We start from the raw sequence: 14,662 nt of genomic DNA, 5'->3' as shown, positions 1-14,662 counted from the left end.
TCGCGAGCAGGCTCGCTCCCACATTGAAATGCAATTCCCTGTGGGAGCGAGCCTGCTCGCGAAACGGTAGCGGCCAAACGACGACTCAACGCTGGCGCAGGTTCTCCAGCAACTGGTGCGTCGGATACCCGTCCGCGGGCCAGCCGAGCGACTGCTGGGCGCTACGGATCGCTTTACGGGTATTGGCACCGATGATGCCGTCGGGGTTGCCGGCATCATATTGATGCTGTCCCAGCAGCGTCTGCAGTTCGATTCGTTCGCTGCGGCTCAAGGGCAGGTCGTCTTTTGGCCATTGGCCGTTGATCAATCCCGCACCAACGAAGCGCTCCGAGAGCAGGCTCACTGCCAGCGCGTAGGACGAAGAGTTGTTGTACTTGAGAATCGCGCGGAAGTTGTCGAATACCAGGAACGCCGGTCCACGATAACCGGCCGGTAGCAGCAAGGCGGCCGACAGGTGTTCGGTGTCGGCCGGAATCCGGCCGCCATTGGGCAGGCTGACGCCCAACTGCAGCCATTCGGACACGGGTTTGCGAATCGAACCGTCGGCCAAGGGGTAGTTGAATCCTTCCTTCAGCCGGACCTCGAATCCCCACGGCTGCCCGCGTTGCCAGCCGGAGCTTTGCAGGTAATGCGCGGTCGAGGCCAGGGCGTCGGTGGCGCTGCCCCAGATGTCGCGGCGGCCGTCACCGTCGAAATCCACCGCGTGGGTGTTGTATGTGGTGGGGATGAACTGGGTCTGGCCCATGGCACCAGCCCAGGAGCCGAGCATTTTTTCCGGGGCGATATCACCTTGTTGCAGGATCTGCAGGGCGGCGATCAGTTGCGCATGGGCAAAGCCCGGACGTCGTCCTTCATAGGCCAGGGTCGCCAGGGAATTGATCACTGACTTCGTGCCCTGGAACTGGCCGAAATTGCTCTCCATGCCCCATACCGCCACCAGTGCCTGGCGGTCGACGCCGTAGCGCTGTTCGATGCTTTGCAGAATCTCGGCATGTTCCTGGATCAGGCTCTGGCCTTTGCGCACCCGCAGGGGTGACAGCGCGCCGTCCAGGTATTCCCATACGGGCCGGGCGAATTCCGGCTGGCTGCGATCGGCCTTGATCACACTCATGTCGGGGCTCACGCCGATAAAGGCGCGATCGAACAGGTCGGCGCGGATCCCGGCAGCCAGTGCTTCCTTGCGAAACCCTGCCTGCCATTCAGCGAAGGTCTGGGTCGGGACGATATCCAGGTTTTCGCCGGTCGGCACCACAGGCGGAACCATGGCCGGGGCGGTCACGGCAGGAACGGTCTGGAGCGGTTGGGCATCGGCGGCGGTGGGTTTTTCTGCGCAGGCGACAAGCAGCGCGAAGCTTGTGGCGGCCATCAATTGGCGCACTGGCCAGCGGCGGGTAAGACAAAAGGGCATGCAGGGGTCCAGAAATGCAAATCAGGTGCTGACCTTAACATGGGCAGGGTGCAAAGGGCTTGTCCGGATGTTTCAAGCCGCCATAAAGCAAGAAGCCTCCCAGTTGTCAGACTGGAAGGCTTCGCGGCGGTAGCTGCCTTTGCCCTTGGCGGGCCGTTCCTGACGGCTGCGGAACAGGGGCTGGGCGATGATGGATTTGGCCTTGTTGGGGCCATGCTTGGATGGCTTTTTGCTCATGCTCGGATCTCTCGTGGGGGTGGGTTTTGCGGGGCAAATCATGGGGCAGGGCTGGGGTGTTGTCCAGTCCTTGCAGGCTGGAGGAAATGTGTGCGGAAGTTGCGACCAGCGAGCTTTGTGGCGAGGGAGTTGTGGGAGCAAGGCTTGCCCGCGACGAAGCTGACGCGGTTTGTCCTTAAACCGAGGCGCCTGTGTCGCGAGCAAGCTTTGCTCCCACAGCAAGCTCCCTCGCCACAAAGGCGTCTGGCAGAGCGATAGGTTATTCGGCAGGCAGCGCCAGTCGCTGGCCGGCCATCAGCAGGGACAGGCGACTGAGGCTCATCCATGGCGATCCGGCAGCCTGCCCCTTGATCTGTGCGTCGATGCGCTGGGCCTCCAGCAGCAATTGTGCCCAGCGCGGTGCCGAGTAGCGTTGCAGCGCCTTGCTCATCAGCGGTTTGCGCTTGTCCCACACTGGCGGGCGGGCCTGACTGAACGCTTTGTCCAGCGGCACGCCCTGGCTGTATTGCAATGACAGGTTGGCCAGCAGCCGTAGCTCCCGGGCCAGGGCCCAGAGGATCACCGGCGGCTCGACACCTTCTCCGCGCAGGCCTTCAAGCATGCGCAGGGCATGGGCAGCCTCGCCGTTGAGGATCGCATCGGTCAACCCGAAGACGTCGAAACGCGCGCTGTCGGCCACGGCGGCCTGTACCGTTTCCACGGTGATCTGACCACCCTCGGCCATCAGCTTGAGCTTCTCGATCTCCTGGGCGGCAGCCAGCAGGTTGCCTTCGACCCGGGCGGCGATCAGTTCCACCGCATCCTGACTGGCCGACAGGCCGGCCTGGGACAGGCGTTGGCGGATCCAGCTCGGCAGTTGGCTGACGTCCACCGGCCAGATCTGCACGAACTGGGTCTGTGGGCCTTCGACCAGGGCCTTGCCCCATTTGGTCTTTTGCGCGCTGCCGTCGAGTTTTGGCAGGCTGATGAGCAACACCGTGTCCTCGGCCGGCCTTGAGCAGTACTCGATGAGCGCGGCAGCGCCCTTGTCACCGGGTTTGCCCGAGGGCAGGCGCAGTTCCAGCAGACGCTTTTCGGCAAACAGCGACATGCTCGCCCCGGCCTGCAGCAACGTACCCCAGTCGAAACTGGCGTCGGCGGCGAACACCTGGCGTTCGTCAAAGCCTTGCTGGCGGGCGGCAGAGCGAATGGCGTCGGCGGCTTCCTGACACAACAGCGGGTCATCGCCGCTGATGACATAGACCGGCGCGAGTGCACCTTGCAGGTGTTTGCCGAGTTGGGCGGGGGCGAGTTTCATAGGAGAGAGCATGCGGGGCGCTGGAGCGCCCCACGAAGCTTATTCAGCCGGGATTTGCATGGGCGACTGTTGCGGGGTTTCCGCCTCAGCCTTGCGTGCCGCTTCCAGCGCCTCGGCGTCAGCCTTGGCCTTGGCGTCGGCGGTCTGTTGCAACTGTTCCAGCTGGGCCGGGCTCAGCTGTTGCAGGCGCAGCATCATGCGCTGGACCAGGTCGCGACGCATTTCTTCGCGTACTTCGGTCGACTCCTGGTCGGAACCGGTGATGTTATTGCCGTCGTGCAGGTAGACCTTCTGCACCTGGAGCTTGTCGTCCAGCAGCACCAGGTCGTTCCGGCCGCGGATCTCATAGCTCAGCACGTTGTTCAGCTCGTACTCGGCCGAACGACCGGCACCGGCGTAGCTCAGGCTGCGCTGGGTTTGTTGTTCACGGGTCAACACCAGCTTGTACGGCGCTCCGCTATAGACTTTCACCCCGCTGTTTTCCAGCATCTCGCGCAGCATCTTCACGGTGTCGCCGTAGGCGTCACGTGCGCTGAGGTCCAGCTCATTGATGGCCAGTTCGGTGGTGCCGGTGCCGCGCAGCTGGAAGCCGCAAGCGCTCAGCAGGACCGTCAGGCACATGACCAGCAGATTACGTTTCATCATCTTGTTGCTCCCCTTGAAACCTATGGGCCGGCAGTGCGGCCCCGGCAGGTCATATTCGGCGCCGGGTCACTGACCCGGTGCCCGATCCAATTAGCTTGCGACGATGTTGACCAGTTTGCCGGGCACGACGATCACTTTCCGGATCGTCAGGCCATCGACGAAGCGCAGCACGTTTTCATTGGTTCGTGCGGCAGCTTCGACTTCTTCGCGCGTAGCGGTGGCCGGCATGTCGATCTGGCCGCGCAGCTTGCCGTTGACCTGGATGACCAGGGTCAGGCTGTCCTGCACCAGCGCGCTTTCGTCCACCACCGGCCAGCCGGCGTCGATCACCGGGGCAGGGTGGCCCAGTTGGTTCCACAGCTCGTGGCTGATGTGCGGCGTGATCGGGGCAAGCAACAGCGTCACGGCCTCCAGACCTTCGTGCATCAGTGCGCGATCCTGTTCGGTCACCTGCGCGGCTTTTTCCAGCACATTCATCAGCGTCATCACCTGGGCGATGGCGGTGTTGAACTTGTGGTTCTGGCCGACGTCATGGCTGGCCTGCTTGATGGCCAGGTGGATCGAACGGCGAATGGCTTTCTGTTCGTCGTTCAGGCTCGCGACGTCCAGTTTACCTGGCAGGCCCTGAACAACGTGAGCCTGGGCCAGGCGCCAGACGCGCTTGAGGAAACGGTGCGAACCTTCGACGCCGGAATCGGACCACTCCGCGCTCATGTCGGGTGGCGAGGCGAACATCATGAACAGGCGGCAGGTGTCTGCGCCGAACTGGTCGATCATCGACTGTGGGTCGACGCCGTTGTTCTTCGACTTGGCCATCTTCTCGGTGCCGCCGATTTCCACCGGCAGGCCGTCTGCGATCAGCTTGGCGCTGATGACCTTGGCCTTGCTGTCGCGCTCAAGTTCGACGTCGGCCGGGTTGAACCAGGTGTAGGCACCGTTGGCTTCGCGACGGTAGTAAGTCTCGGCGACCACCATGCCCTGGGTCAGCAGGTTCTTGAACGGCTCGTTGGAGCTCACCAGGCCTTCGTCACGCATCAGCTTGTGGAAGAAGCGCGCGTAGAGCAGGTGGAGAATGGCGTGTTCGATGCCGCCGATGTATTGATCCACCGGCAGCCAGTGGTCGGCGGCGGATTTTTCCACCAGGCCGCCTGTGTAGTGCGGCGAGGCGTAGCGGGCGTAGTACCACGAGGACTCGACGAAGGTGTCCATGGTGTCGGTTTCACGCTTGGCCGGCGCGCCGCATTTCGGGCAACTGCACTCGTAGAACTCGGGCATGCGTGCCAGGGGCGAACCGGCGCCGTCGGGTACGACGTCTTCCGGCAGGACCACGGGCAGTTGATCTTCCGGTACCGGTACGTCACCGCAGGTACCGCAATGCACGATCGGGATCGGGCAGCCCCAGTAACGCTGGCGGCTGATGCCCCAATCGCGCAGGCGGAACTGGGTGCGGGAGGCGCCCAGGTTCTTCTTGATCAGGGCCACTTCGATGGCGTCGAACGCGCCGGCGAAATCCAGGCCATCGAACTCGCCGGAGTTGATCAGTTCGCCGTGTTCGCCGTAGGCGTCCTGCCAAGGGGCCGGGGTCTGGTCACCAGCACTGGTGCGAACCACGGTCTTGACCGGCAGGTTGTACTTGTGGGCGAACTCGAAATCGCGTTCGTCGTGGGCCGGTACCGCCATTACAGCGCCATCGCCGTAGTGCATCAGCACGTAGTTGGCGACCCACACCGGGAGCTTTTCACCGGTCAGCGGGTGCTCGACGAACAGGGCGGTCGGCAGGCCTTTCTTTTCCTGGGTGGCGACATCGGCTTCGGCGACGCTGCCGCCTTTGCATTCGGCAATGAATGCCTGCAGCGCGGGATCGCTCTGTGCCGCCAGGGTCGCCAGCGGGTGCTCGGCCGCTACGGCTACATAGGTGGCGCCCATCAGGGTGTCCGGACGGGTGGTGAAAACCTTCAGGGTGCCGGCTTCGCCAATGGAGGCGACGTCGTAGGGGAACTGCACTTCCATGCCCCGGGACTTGCCGATCCAGTTGCGTTGCATGGTCTTGACCTGCTCGGGCCAGCCGGTCAGCTCGTCGAGACTCTCCAGGAGCTCATCCGCGTAGGCGGTGATCTTGAAGTAGTACATCGGGATCTCGCGCTTTTCGATCAGCGCGCCGGAACGCCAGCCGCGACCATCGATCACTTGCTCGTTGGCCAGCACGGTCTGGTCCACCGGGTCCCAGTTCACGGTGCCGTTCTTGCGATAGATCACGCCTTTTTCGAACAGGCGGGTGAACAGCCACTGCTCCCAACGGTAGTAGTCGGGCTTGCAGGTAGTGACTTCGCGGGACCAGTCCACCGCCAGGCCCAGGCTGCGCAGCTGGGACTTCATGTAGGCGATGTTTTCGTAGGTCCACTTGGCGGGCGCCACGTTGTTCTTCATCGCGGCGTTTTCCGCCGGCATGCCGAAGGCGTCCCAACCCATGGGTTGCAGGACGTTTTTGCCTTGCATGCGCTGGTAGCGGGAAATCACGTCGCCAATGGTGTAGTTGCGCACGTGCCCCATGTGCAGCTTGCCGCTGGGGTAAGGGAACATCGACAGGCAGTAGTAGGTTTCCTTGCCTGGCTGTTCACTGACTTCAAAGGACTTTTGCTCGTCCCAGAACGACTGGGCGGCGGCTTCGATTTCACGGGGCTGATAGTGTTCGTGCATGGCTACTTTTGTACTGAATGGGGTGGCCCAATCCTCTTCGTTGCCATGCTGGACGCAGACGGCGCCAGGTGCGGCGCTTTCGATGCCCAGCGGAGCTGGAAGTGGAGTTACAGGAAGCGCCGTAGCATACATGACCGCACTCTGCGGAGGGAAACCCTGATTGCGTGTCGGGCAGTGTCGACAGCCGGCGCCGTCGGGCGTTCAGGGCCGTTGGTCGCGGCGTCCTGTCGGTTTGCCCAGCGAAGCTAAGCTTCTCAATGGGGAGTGAGTCTTATCTTCAATGAGGTGAGGGATGGTTGAATCACAACGAGAAGTCGCTACACCGGAGTTGTATGAAAAACTGATCGATCGTCTCGGGGTGGCCCTGGACGCTGCAAGAACCGCCGGACGCTTGCGTAATGAACGTCCGGCAGAGCTGGAACTGCGTGGCTTGAGCCCCGCAGAGTTCGAACTGGTCAAGGCTTATCTCGAACAGGTCGGACATCAGGCCCGCATAAGCGGGGCTCAGGTACTCCAGCGTCTTGATGCGCCCCGTTCGGCCAAGGTTGTCTGGCTCAAGGATCGGACGCCCGACAAGGATGCTGTAAAAGTCCGGTCGCTGCAGTTCAAGTAAAGCCGGATTCACGCGTTGCGCTTTTTTGGTCCAAGCTTTTGATTCAGGCTTCTTTCGAATCAGTTGTCGCTTTGCGTCAATCCACCTAGGCTTCGGGCATCTATGGAGATGCCCGATGCCATTTCGCTATTTCATCAAACAACTGTTACTGCCGCCCGGTATTCTTTTGCTGCTGCTGGCGCTTGCCTGGTGGTGGCGCAACTCCCGGCCGCGCCTGGCTCGCGTGTGTTTTATCGCAGGACTGGGCGGTTTCTGGCTGTTGAGCCTGCCTGTAGTGGTGCAATGGAGTGCCAAGGCGCTGGAGCGAGAGCCGCCGCTGTCTCGCAGTGAGTGGGCGACCCTGGCCGAGCGTGCCGATGCCATCGTGGTGCTGGGCTCGGGCCGCGAGCGTGGTGACCTTGCCTGGGGAGCCGACCAGCCCACCGGGGTCGGGCTGGAGCGCCAGCGTTATGCGGCGCGGCTGGCCAAGGCGTCTGGTTTACCCGTGCTGACCTCCGGCGGCTTGCACTACGGCACGCCGCCCAGCGAGGCAAAGCTGATGGCCGATTCGATGTTGGATGATTTTGGCGTCACCGTGCGCTGGCAAGAGGGGCTCAGCCGCACCACCTGGGAAAACGCGCAGATGAGCGCCGGGATCCTCCACCCGGAAGGGATTCGTCGTGTCGTGTTGGTGACCCAGGCCTGGCATATGCCGCGAGCTGTCTGGAGCTTCCAGCGAGCCGGGTTCGAAGTGGTCGCTGCACCGGTGGGCTTCCTGGGGCAGGACAATGCCCGGCCGCTGGGCGGCTGGATGCCGGAGTTCAAGTCGATCTGGCAGTCGGGGCAGTTGATGAATGAGGCGGTGGGGTTGGTGGGGTATTGGTTGTTCTACCGCTGAAGAGAACGAAGCCTCAAGGGGCCCGATCAGTCAAGCCACAAACCTGTGGGAGCAAAGCTTGCTCGCGATTGCGGTAAGTCAGTCAGCAACAATGTTGACTGATCTGTCGCTATGGCGAGCAAGCTTTGGCTCCCACAAGGGGGATTCGCAAGTCGGTTAAACGGTCTTGGCGATCCGGCTGGTCACCAACGCCCAACCCAGCAGCAGCACGCACAAAATGATCAACGGCCACGAGCGCCATTGCAGGTATGGCGTCAGGTCGTGCATCGGCACCACTTCGCCGTACAGGATGCCACGTTCGAACTGCGGGATCCGGGCAGTGATCTGGCCGAAGGGGTTGATCAGCCCGGTCACGCCATTGTTGGTGGCGCGAATCATCCAGCGACCGGCTTCCAGGGCGCGCATCTGGGCCATCTGCAGGTGCTGCAACGGGCCGATCGAGGTGCCGAACCAGGTGTCGTTGCTGATGGTCAGCAGCAGGTCGCTGCGGGCCGAAAGGCCGGCGGCAAACTCCGGGTACACCACTTCATAACAGATGAACGGTGCGATCTGGTAACCCTTGGCTTGCAGCAACGGCTGGTCGGCCGGCCCCCGGGCGAAGTCCGACATGGGCAGGTCGAAGAAGGCGATCAAGCCGCGCAGCAGGTCCTGCAGAGGGACGTACTCGCCGAACGGAACCAGTTTCTGCTTCAGGTAAGTACCGTCACCTTCTCCGGTCACGGTAATGCCGTTGAAGTAGCGTTTCTCATGACGTACAAGCTGGCGAATCGGCACCCCGGTAATCAACGCCGAATGCCGCTCGGCAGCGAAACTGCCCATCATGTCCAGATAGCCCTGGGCAGACTCCTTGAGCACCGGCACCGCGGTTTCCGGCCAGATCAGCAAATCGACGCGCTTGGAGGTAAAGCTCATGTCGCGGTACAGCGCCAGTTGGGCGTTGAGCTGTTCCGGGTCCCACTTCATGCTTTGCTCGATGTTGCCCTGAATGGCGGCAACGCTGAGCGGATCGCCCGAGGGGCTGGTCCAGGCATGACCCTTGAGCGCCACGCCGGCGGCCCAGGGGCCGATCAGCAGGACCACGCCCGCCGCGATAAAGCCTTTGCGTCCGGCGCGGATCAGGCGGGGGGTGTTGTACAGCAGCGCGGCGGTCAGGGCCAGGGTGAAGGATATCAGCCACATCCCACCCACCGGCGCGAGACCGGCCAAGGGGCCATCGAGCTGGCTATAACCGGAATAGAGCCATGGGAAACCGGTGAGGAACCAGCCGCGAAACGCTTCCTGTCCCAACCACAGCGCGGCGAATGCCAGGGCATCGGCCAACGGGGCTTCATTGCGCCGCAGCCAGCGCGCCCAAAGCCAGGCGGGCAGGGCAAAAAACCAGGCGATGGCGGCCACGAACAGCAGCATCAGCAGCCCGGCGAGCAGCACCGAGGCGCCGCCGAAGTTATGGATGCTGACGTAGATCCAACTGGTGCCCGCGCCAAACAGGCCAAAACCGAAGCACCAGCCCCGGCCCAGGGCCTGGCGCGGCGAGAGTTCGCGCAGCCCGGCATAGAACAGCCCGACCGCCAGCAATGCCAGCGGCCAGATGTCGAACGGTGCCAGGGCCAGGGTGGTGATCGCACCGGCCGCCACGGCCAGCAGGTTACCGGGCCAGCCGGGGCGGGTTATCCAGCGCATGTGTGTCCTTAGCGGGTCTCGCAGGGGTTATCGGCCAATGGGTGACAGGCGCAGCAGGTGGATCCGGCGGCTGTCGGCGTTCAGGATGCGGAAGCGCCAGGAACCGATTTCCGTGGTTTCGTTGCGCTTGGGCAGATGTCCGAAAGCACTCATCACCAGGCCGCCGACGGTGTCGAACTCGTCGTCGGAGAATTGGCTGTCGAAGAATTCGTTGAAGTTCTCGATCGGCGTCAGGGCCTTGATCAGGAAGTCGCCGCTGGGCAGTGGCTTGATGTAGCTGTCTTCTTCGACATCGTGCTCGTCCTCGATGTCGCCGACGATCTGCTCGAGCACATCCTCGATGGTGACCAACCCGGCCACGCCGCCGTATTCGTCGATGACGATGGCCATATGGTTGTGGTTGGCGCGGAACTCACGCAGCAGCACGTTCAGGCGCTTGGACTCGGGCACGAAAGTGGCCGGGCGCAGCAAGTCCTTGATATTGAAGCTGTCGCCGTTCTCCTGGAGGATCAGGGGCAGCAGATCCTTGGCCAGCAGCACACCCATGACGTCGTCATGGCTTTCACCGATCACCGGGTAGCGCGAGTGGGCGGAATCGACCACGGCGGGCAGGAACTCGCGGGGTGTCTGGGTCGCCTTGATGCTGACCATCTGCGAGCGCGGCACCATGATGTCCCGTACTTGCAGGTCAGCGACCTGGATGGCGCCTTCGACGATGGCCAGCGCTTCGCTGTCCAGGAGTTTGTTCTGGTGTGCATCGCGCAGCAGCTCCAGCAGCTCCTGGCGGTTTTTCGGCTCATGGGCAAAAGCCTGGGTGAGCTTGCCCAGCCATGACTTTTGCCCGTTGCTCGATCGATCTTCGCTCATAGCGATTACTCTGAATCCTTTGTCGTTACAGGTTGATGTATCAGTGCTCGTCGCCGGCGTAAGGGTCGGCATGACCCAGCTCTGCAAGCAACGTTCGTTCCAGTGCTTCCATTTCTTCGGCTTCGTCATCTTCCATATGGTCGTAACCAAGCAGATGCAAGCAGCCGTGAATGACCAGATGGGCCCAGTGGGCCTCGGAAGGTTTGCCTTGTTCGGTGGCCTCGCGCTCCACGACCGGGACGCAGATCACCAGGTCCCCCAACAGCGGGATATCGAGCAGTTCGTCGGGCACATCGGCGGGGAAGGACAGCACGTTGGTCGCGTAGTCTTTCTGCCGCCAGGTATGGTTCAGTTCGCGGCCTTCGGGTTCGTCCACCAGACGGATCGTCAGTTCCGAGTCGGCGCTGCGCTGGCGCAGGGCCAGCTCGCACCACTGGCGGAACTGGACTTCGCTGGGGACGGCGTGTGCGCTGGCCAATTGCAGGTCAAGTTCAAGCATCTTGGCGGCTGCCTCTGCTTTCATGCAGATCCTCGGCGCGCTGCTCGAAGCGCTCGTAGGCTTCGACGATGCGTTGCACCAATGGATGGCGCACCACGTCCTTGGGCAGGAAGTGGGTGAAACTGATGCCCGGGACATCCTTGAGCACCTGGATCACATGGTTCAGCCCGGACTTGGTGCCGCGAGGCAGGTCGACCTGGGTGATGTCCCCGGTGATGACGGCGGTGGAGCCGAAGCCGATCCGGGTCAGGAACATTTTCATCTGCTCGACGGTGGTGTTCTGGCTTTCGTCGAGGATGATGAAGCTGTTGTTCAGGGTCCGGCCACGCATGTAGGCCAGCGGCGCGACTTCGATGACCTGGCGTTCGATCAGCTTGGCGACGTATTCGAAGCCGAGCATTTCATACAGCGCGTCATAGAGCGGGCGCAGGTACGGGTCGATTTTCTGGGTCAGGTCGCCGGGCAGGAATCCGAGTTTCTCCCCGGCTTCGACTGCTGGACGCACCAGCAGGATGCGTCGCACCTGTTCGCGCTCCAGGGCATCGACCGCGCAAGCCACGGCCAGGTAGGTCTTGCCCGTACCGGCCGGGCCGATACCGAAATTGATGTCGTTGCCCAGGATTTCCTTCACGTAGCGCTGCTGATTCAAGCCGCGAGGGCGAATCATGCCTTTCTTCGTGCGCAGGGCCACGGCAGGTTCAGCCGGGGCGTGGTTGTCGAGCTCTTCGACGGCCGACTCCTGCAGGAACAGATGGACAGTGTCCGGCGACAGCTCGCTTCCCTTGGTTTCCCGGTAGAGGCGGCGCAGCAGGTTTTCCGCGGAGGTGGTGTGCTTGGGTTCGCCGATCAGCTCGAACTGATTTCCGCGGTTGCGGATCTCGATGGCCAGGCGCTGTTCGATCAAGCGCAGATGCTCGTCGAATTGCCCGCACAGATTGGCGAAGCGGCGAGCCTCAAAGGGCTCGAGAATGAAACGATGGGGTTCGATGGGTGCGTTCAAGGTCGTTTTTAGCCGCCCAGGGGCAATTGAGATGAAATCAAGGATAACGCCAGTAGGCTGGGTGCGAAAGCTCTTAAACAGGCGAATCCGATCACAGGGTTGGCACAACCCATAGTGGGAGCAAGGCTTGCCCGCGATGAAAGCACCGCAACCTTGCTGAAGTTCGCGCTGCCTTGATCGCGGGCAAGCCTTGCTCCCACAGGTCTTGCTTGCACAGGCAATAGTGTTTTTGAAAAGGTTACTGGATCAACGAGCCCCGCAGGGAGTGCGGTTGCGCGGAGTCGATGTACACGTCGGCGAACTGGCCGATCAGGGCCGGGGTGTCGCAACGGAAGTTGACGATGCGATTGTTTTCGGTCCGGCCTTGCAGTTCGCCCGGGTCTTTCTTCGAATAATCGGTGACCAGAATCCGTTGGAGGGAGCCGACCATTTGTCGGCTGATCTCGAAACCCTGCTGGTTGAGGCGGTGCTGCAGGGCGTTGAGCCGCTCTTTTTTCAGTTCTTCGGGGGTATCGTCCGCCAGGTCGGCCGCCGGGGTGCCGGGGCGCTGGCTGTAGACAAACGAGTAGGAGAAGTCGAACCCAACGTCCTCGATCAGCTTCATGGTCTGTTGGAAGTCTTTCTCGGTTTCACCGGGAAAGCCCACGATGAAGTCCGAACTGATGCAGATCCCCGGCACCGCTGCCCGCAATTTGCGCAGCTTGGATTTGTATTCCAGTGCCGTGTGGTTGCGCTTCATGGCCGCCAGGATCCGGTCGGAGCCCGACTGCACCGGCAGGTGCAGGTGCTTGACCAGTTCAGGGACCTCTGCATGGGCGCGGATCAGGCTATCGGAGAACTCCAGCGGATGGGAGGTGGTGTAGCGAATGCGGTCGATGCCATCCACTGCCGCCACCACGCGGATCAGTTCGGCGAGGTCCGCCAGCCGTCCGTCGTGGGTCAGGCCGCGATAGCCGTTGACGTTCTGCCCCAGCAGCGTCACTTCCCGTACACCGTTCTCCGCCAGGTGAATGATCTCGGCGATCACGTCGTCGAAGGGGCGGCTGACTTCTTCGCCCCGGGTATAGGGCACCACGCAGAACGTGCAGTACTTGCTGCAGCCTTCCATGACCGAGACATAGGCGCTCGGGCCGTCGATGCGCGGCTCGGGCAGGTGGTCGAATTTCTCGATTTCCGGGAACGAAACGTCCACCTGCGGCAGCTTGGTGACACGGGCCGCGTCGATCATCTCAGGCAGGCGGTGCAGGGTCTGCGGACCAAAGACCACGTCCACGTACGGCGCACGGTCACGAATGGCGGCGCCTTCCTGGCTGGCCACGCAACCGCCCACGGCGATGACCATTTCCGGATTGGCCAGCTTCAGTTCGCGCCAGCGGCCGAGCTGGGAATAGACCCGGTCCTGGGCGCGTTCGCGGATCGAACAGGTGTTGAGCAGAATCACGTCCGCATCTTCGGCGCGTGCGGTGACTTCCAGGGCCTGGTGCTCGCCCAGCAGATCGACCATGCGCGAGCTGTCGTACTCGTTCATCTGGCAACCGTGGGTTTCGATGTAAAGCTTCTTGGCCATGGAGGGAGTCATCACGTGATTCAAAGAACCGCGCATTATAGGGAACAAGTCCCGCGGTTCCTACCGCTGTGCGAGCAGTGGCTATGCTATAGTCTGCGCCCTCATTTTTACCTGCCGATGTGTTTCGCCCGCCATGACCAAACGTGAAGCTCCAATCTACAAGGTGATTTTCCTCAACCAGGGCCAGGTGTTCGAAATGTACGCCAAGCAGATCTATCAAAGTGATCTGTGGGGCTTTCTGGAGGTGGAAGAGTTCGTCTTTGGCGAGCGCACGCAAGTGGTCGTCGACCCGAGCGAAGAAAAGCTCAAGGCCCAGTTCGAAGGCGTGGTGCGCAGTTTCGTGCCGATGCATTCGATCGTGCGCATCGACGAAGTCGAGCGCTTGGGCACTCCGAAAATCAGCGAAGCCCGGGGCACGGTCGGCAATGTGATGCCGTTTCCGATGCCGATGCCTGAGAAGTAAGGTTCAAGTCCGAGTCGCTGCTAATCGCGAGCAGGCTCGCTCCCACACGGGATAACAGGTGTTCACAAATCTTGTGCTCACAGAGTGCCAATGTGGGAGCGAGCCTGCTCGCGATGAGGCCATCAAGGCCACAGCAAAATCAGGGTAACGGCGAGAAGGGCGTACGCCCATCGGCGTTCTGCAGTTCCATCAGGTATTTGCGGAAGATCTGTCCCAGCACCTGGGTCGCCACTTCCAGTTCGTCACGGGGCATCTGCTCGGCGACTTCGTCGGCGGTGTCCAGGGCATCTTCGGCGCCGTTGACCGCCGCCATCTTCAGCACGATGTAGGCCTGGACGTTATTGGCAGGTACCCCTTCGCCATGGAAGAACATGCCACCGAGCTTGAATTGCGCCTGGGCATGGCCTTGCAGTGAGGCTTTTTCGAAATAATCGAGGGCTTGCTTGAGGTCGCGCGGCGCAGCCTTGCCTTCGTAGTAGAACTCGCCCAACTCGTATTGTGCTTGCGCATCGCCGGCGTCCGCCGCTTTTCGACAGGCGTCGAGTGCCTGTGCGAGATCTTGTGGCTGGGTATTGAGCGTGCAACGGCCCACCGCCGGGATCAACAACGAGTTGCCGCCTGCTTGTGCATTCGCGAGCAGCGGCTGAAGGAGCAACAGGCAGCCCAGGGCAAGGGTGCGGCCGGTGCGGTTCATGGGAATCGACTTACCTCTGAGGGGCGCGCGGACCCTTCGGGGGATCCAATAAGCGCGCATTATGAAATAAGCAGGGCCATCCTTACAAAGTCTTTACTCGTTTTTCTGCTGCCAGAAC

Annotated in this window: 14 protein-coding genes; 3 read left to right on the top strand and 11 right to left on the bottom strand. The window is 61.9% G+C overall.

Going from position 1 to position 14,662, the window contains the following annotated elements; translation table 11 throughout:
• Window positions 1–85 precede the first annotated feature (85 nt).
• The 5 genes from AD665_RS05850 to leuS form a co-directional block, all read right to left on the bottom strand.
• A complete protein-coding gene (locus tag AD665_RS05850) occupies window positions 86–1,408 on the bottom strand; it encodes a lytic murein transglycosylase (protein ID WP_024780837.1) in 1,323 nt (440 codons plus the stop codon).
• A 72-nt stretch (window positions 1,409–1,480) separates the two neighbouring features.
• Window positions 1,481–1,645: an alternative ribosome rescue factor ArfA gene (gene arfA / locus AD665_RS05845; protein WP_041022108.1), complete on the bottom strand. Its 165-nt coding sequence runs from the start codon at window positions 1,643–1,645 to the stop codon at window positions 1,481–1,483.
• A gap of 259 nt (window positions 1,646–1,904) precedes the next feature.
• On the bottom strand, window positions 1,905–2,942 hold the full coding sequence (gene holA / locus AD665_RS05840) for a DNA polymerase III subunit delta (protein ID WP_024780839.1): 1,038 nt from the start codon (window positions 2,940–2,942) through the stop codon (window positions 1,905–1,907).
• Between the two features lie 39 nt (window positions 2,943–2,981).
• A complete protein-coding gene (locus tag AD665_RS05835) occupies window positions 2,982–3,587 on the bottom strand; it encodes an LPS-assembly lipoprotein LptE (protein WP_053191357.1) in 606 nt (201 codons plus the stop codon).
• Window positions 3,588–3,677: 90 nt separating this feature from the next.
• The gene (leuS, locus tag AD665_RS05830) at window positions 3,678–6,284 is read right to left on the bottom strand and encodes a leucine--tRNA ligase (RefSeq protein ID WP_053191355.1); all 2,607 of its coding nucleotides are present in this window, start codon (window positions 6,282–6,284) and stop codon (window positions 3,678–3,680) included.
• A 292-nt stretch (window positions 6,285–6,576) separates the two neighbouring features.
• Here leuS and AD665_RS05825 point away from each other — a divergent pair, with 292 nt between their 5' ends.
• Together AD665_RS05825 and AD665_RS05820 are read left to right on the top strand one after the other, a co-directional pair.
• Window positions 6,577–6,897, top strand: a complete 321-nt coding sequence (locus AD665_RS05825; RefSeq protein ID WP_053191353.1) for a hypothetical protein — start codon at window positions 6,577–6,579, stop codon at window positions 6,895–6,897.
• A gap of 115 nt (window positions 6,898–7,012) precedes the next feature.
• Complete coding sequence (locus AD665_RS05820; RefSeq protein ID WP_053191351.1) at window positions 7,013–7,774, top strand: YdcF family protein; 762 nt, start codon at window positions 7,013–7,015, stop codon at window positions 7,772–7,774.
• A gap of 156 nt (window positions 7,775–7,930) precedes the next feature.
• On the opposite strand, the gene lnt is transcribed toward AD665_RS05820, so the two are convergent.
• From lnt to miaB, 5 genes are all read right to left on the bottom strand, one after another.
• Complete coding sequence (gene lnt / locus AD665_RS05815; RefSeq protein ID WP_053191349.1) at window positions 7,931–9,454, bottom strand: apolipoprotein N-acyltransferase; 1,524 nt, start codon at window positions 9,452–9,454, stop codon at window positions 7,931–7,933.
• 27 nt (window positions 9,455–9,481) lie between these two features.
• The gene (locus tag AD665_RS05810) at window positions 9,482–10,321 is read right to left on the bottom strand and encodes a CorC family transporter (RefSeq protein WP_024780845.1); all 840 of its coding nucleotides are present in this window, start codon (window positions 10,319–10,321) and stop codon (window positions 9,482–9,484) included.
• A 40-nt stretch (window positions 10,322–10,361) separates the two neighbouring features.
• On the bottom strand, window positions 10,362–10,820 hold the full coding sequence (gene ybeY, locus AD665_RS05805) for an rRNA maturation RNase YbeY (RefSeq protein WP_024780846.1): 459 nt from the start codon (window positions 10,818–10,820) through the stop codon (window positions 10,362–10,364).
• Entirely contained in the window at window positions 10,813–11,820 is a 1,008-nt protein-coding gene (locus AD665_RS05800) for a PhoH family protein (protein WP_024780847.1), read from the bottom strand. Before AD665_RS05800 ends, ybeY begins: the two co-directional genes overlap by 8 nt.
• A gap of 238 nt (window positions 11,821–12,058) precedes the next feature.
• Window positions 12,059–13,387, bottom strand: a complete 1,329-nt coding sequence (gene miaB / locus AD665_RS05795) for a tRNA (N6-isopentenyl adenosine(37)-C2)-methylthiotransferase MiaB (RefSeq protein WP_053191347.1) — start codon at window positions 13,385–13,387, stop codon at window positions 12,059–12,061.
• A 133-nt stretch (window positions 13,388–13,520) separates the two neighbouring features.
• Here miaB and AD665_RS05790 point away from each other — a divergent pair, with 133 nt between their 5' ends.
• Window positions 13,521–13,850, top strand: coding sequence for a DUF1820 family protein (locus AD665_RS05790; protein WP_024780849.1), 330 nt, complete (start codon window positions 13,521–13,523; stop codon window positions 13,848–13,850).
• A gap of 139 nt (window positions 13,851–13,989) precedes the next feature.
• Here the strand turns inward: AD665_RS05790 and AD665_RS05785 are convergent, their stop codons facing one another.
• Window positions 13,990–14,544 (bottom strand): tetratricopeptide repeat protein, encoded by a 555-nt coding sequence (locus AD665_RS05785; RefSeq protein WP_024780850.1) that lies wholly within the window; start codon window positions 14,542–14,544, stop codon window positions 13,990–13,992.
• Window positions 14,545–14,662: the final 118 nt, after the last annotated feature.

Origin of the sequence: Pseudomonas corrugata (genome assembly GCF_001269905.1) — a bacterium.
Taxonomy (GTDB): domain Bacteria; phylum Pseudomonadota; class Gammaproteobacteria; order Pseudomonadales; family Pseudomonadaceae; genus Aquipseudomonas; species Aquipseudomonas corrugata.
Note: the sequence above shows the minus strand (reverse complement) of the source record. Positions and strands in the feature narration are given on the sequence as shown.

What these genes read in the sequence shown, in the direction of transcription:
- AD665_RS05850 (WP_024780837.1), bottom strand. Translation starts at nt 1,408, where the DNA reads ATGCCCTTTTGTCTTACCCGCCGCTGGCCAGTGCGCCAATTGATGGCC.
- arfA (WP_041022108.1), bottom strand. Translation starts at nt 1,645, where the DNA reads ATGAGCAAAAAGCCATCCAAGCATGGCCCCAACAAGGCCAAATCCATC.
- holA (WP_024780839.1), bottom strand. Translation starts at nt 2,942, where the DNA reads ATGAAACTCGCCCCCGCCCAACTCGGCAAACACCTGCAAGGTGCACTC.
- AD665_RS05835 (WP_053191357.1), bottom strand. Translation starts at nt 3,587, where the DNA reads ATGATGAAACGTAATCTGCTGGTCATGTGCCTGACGGTCCTGCTGAGC.
- leuS (WP_053191355.1), bottom strand. Translation starts at nt 6,284, where the DNA reads ATGCACGAACACTATCAGCCCCGTGAAATCGAAGCCGCCGCCCAGTCG.
- AD665_RS05825 (WP_053191353.1), top strand. Translation starts at nt 6,577, where the DNA reads ATGGTTGAATCACAACGAGAAGTCGCTACACCGGAGTTGTATGAAAAA.
- AD665_RS05820 (WP_053191351.1), top strand. Translation starts at nt 7,013, where the DNA reads ATGCCATTTCGCTATTTCATCAAACAACTGTTACTGCCGCCCGGTATT.
- lnt (WP_053191349.1), bottom strand. Translation starts at nt 9,454, where the DNA reads ATGCGCTGGATAACCCGCCCCGGCTGGCCCGGTAACCTGCTGGCCGTG.
- AD665_RS05810 (WP_024780845.1), bottom strand. Translation starts at nt 10,321, where the DNA reads ATGAGCGAAGATCGATCGAGCAACGGGCAAAAGTCATGGCTGGGCAAG.
- ybeY (WP_024780846.1), bottom strand. Translation starts at nt 10,820, where the DNA reads ATGCTTGAACTTGACCTGCAATTGGCCAGCGCACACGCCGTCCCCAGC.
- miaB (WP_053191347.1), bottom strand. Translation starts at nt 13,387, where the DNA reads ATGGCCAAGAAGCTTTACATCGAAACCCACGGTTGCCAGATGAACGAG.
- AD665_RS05790 (WP_024780849.1), top strand. Translation starts at nt 13,521, where the DNA reads ATGACCAAACGTGAAGCTCCAATCTACAAGGTGATTTTCCTCAACCAG.
- AD665_RS05785 (WP_024780850.1), bottom strand. Translation starts at nt 14,544, where the DNA reads ATGAACCGCACCGGCCGCACCCTTGCCCTGGGCTGCCTGTTGCTCCTT.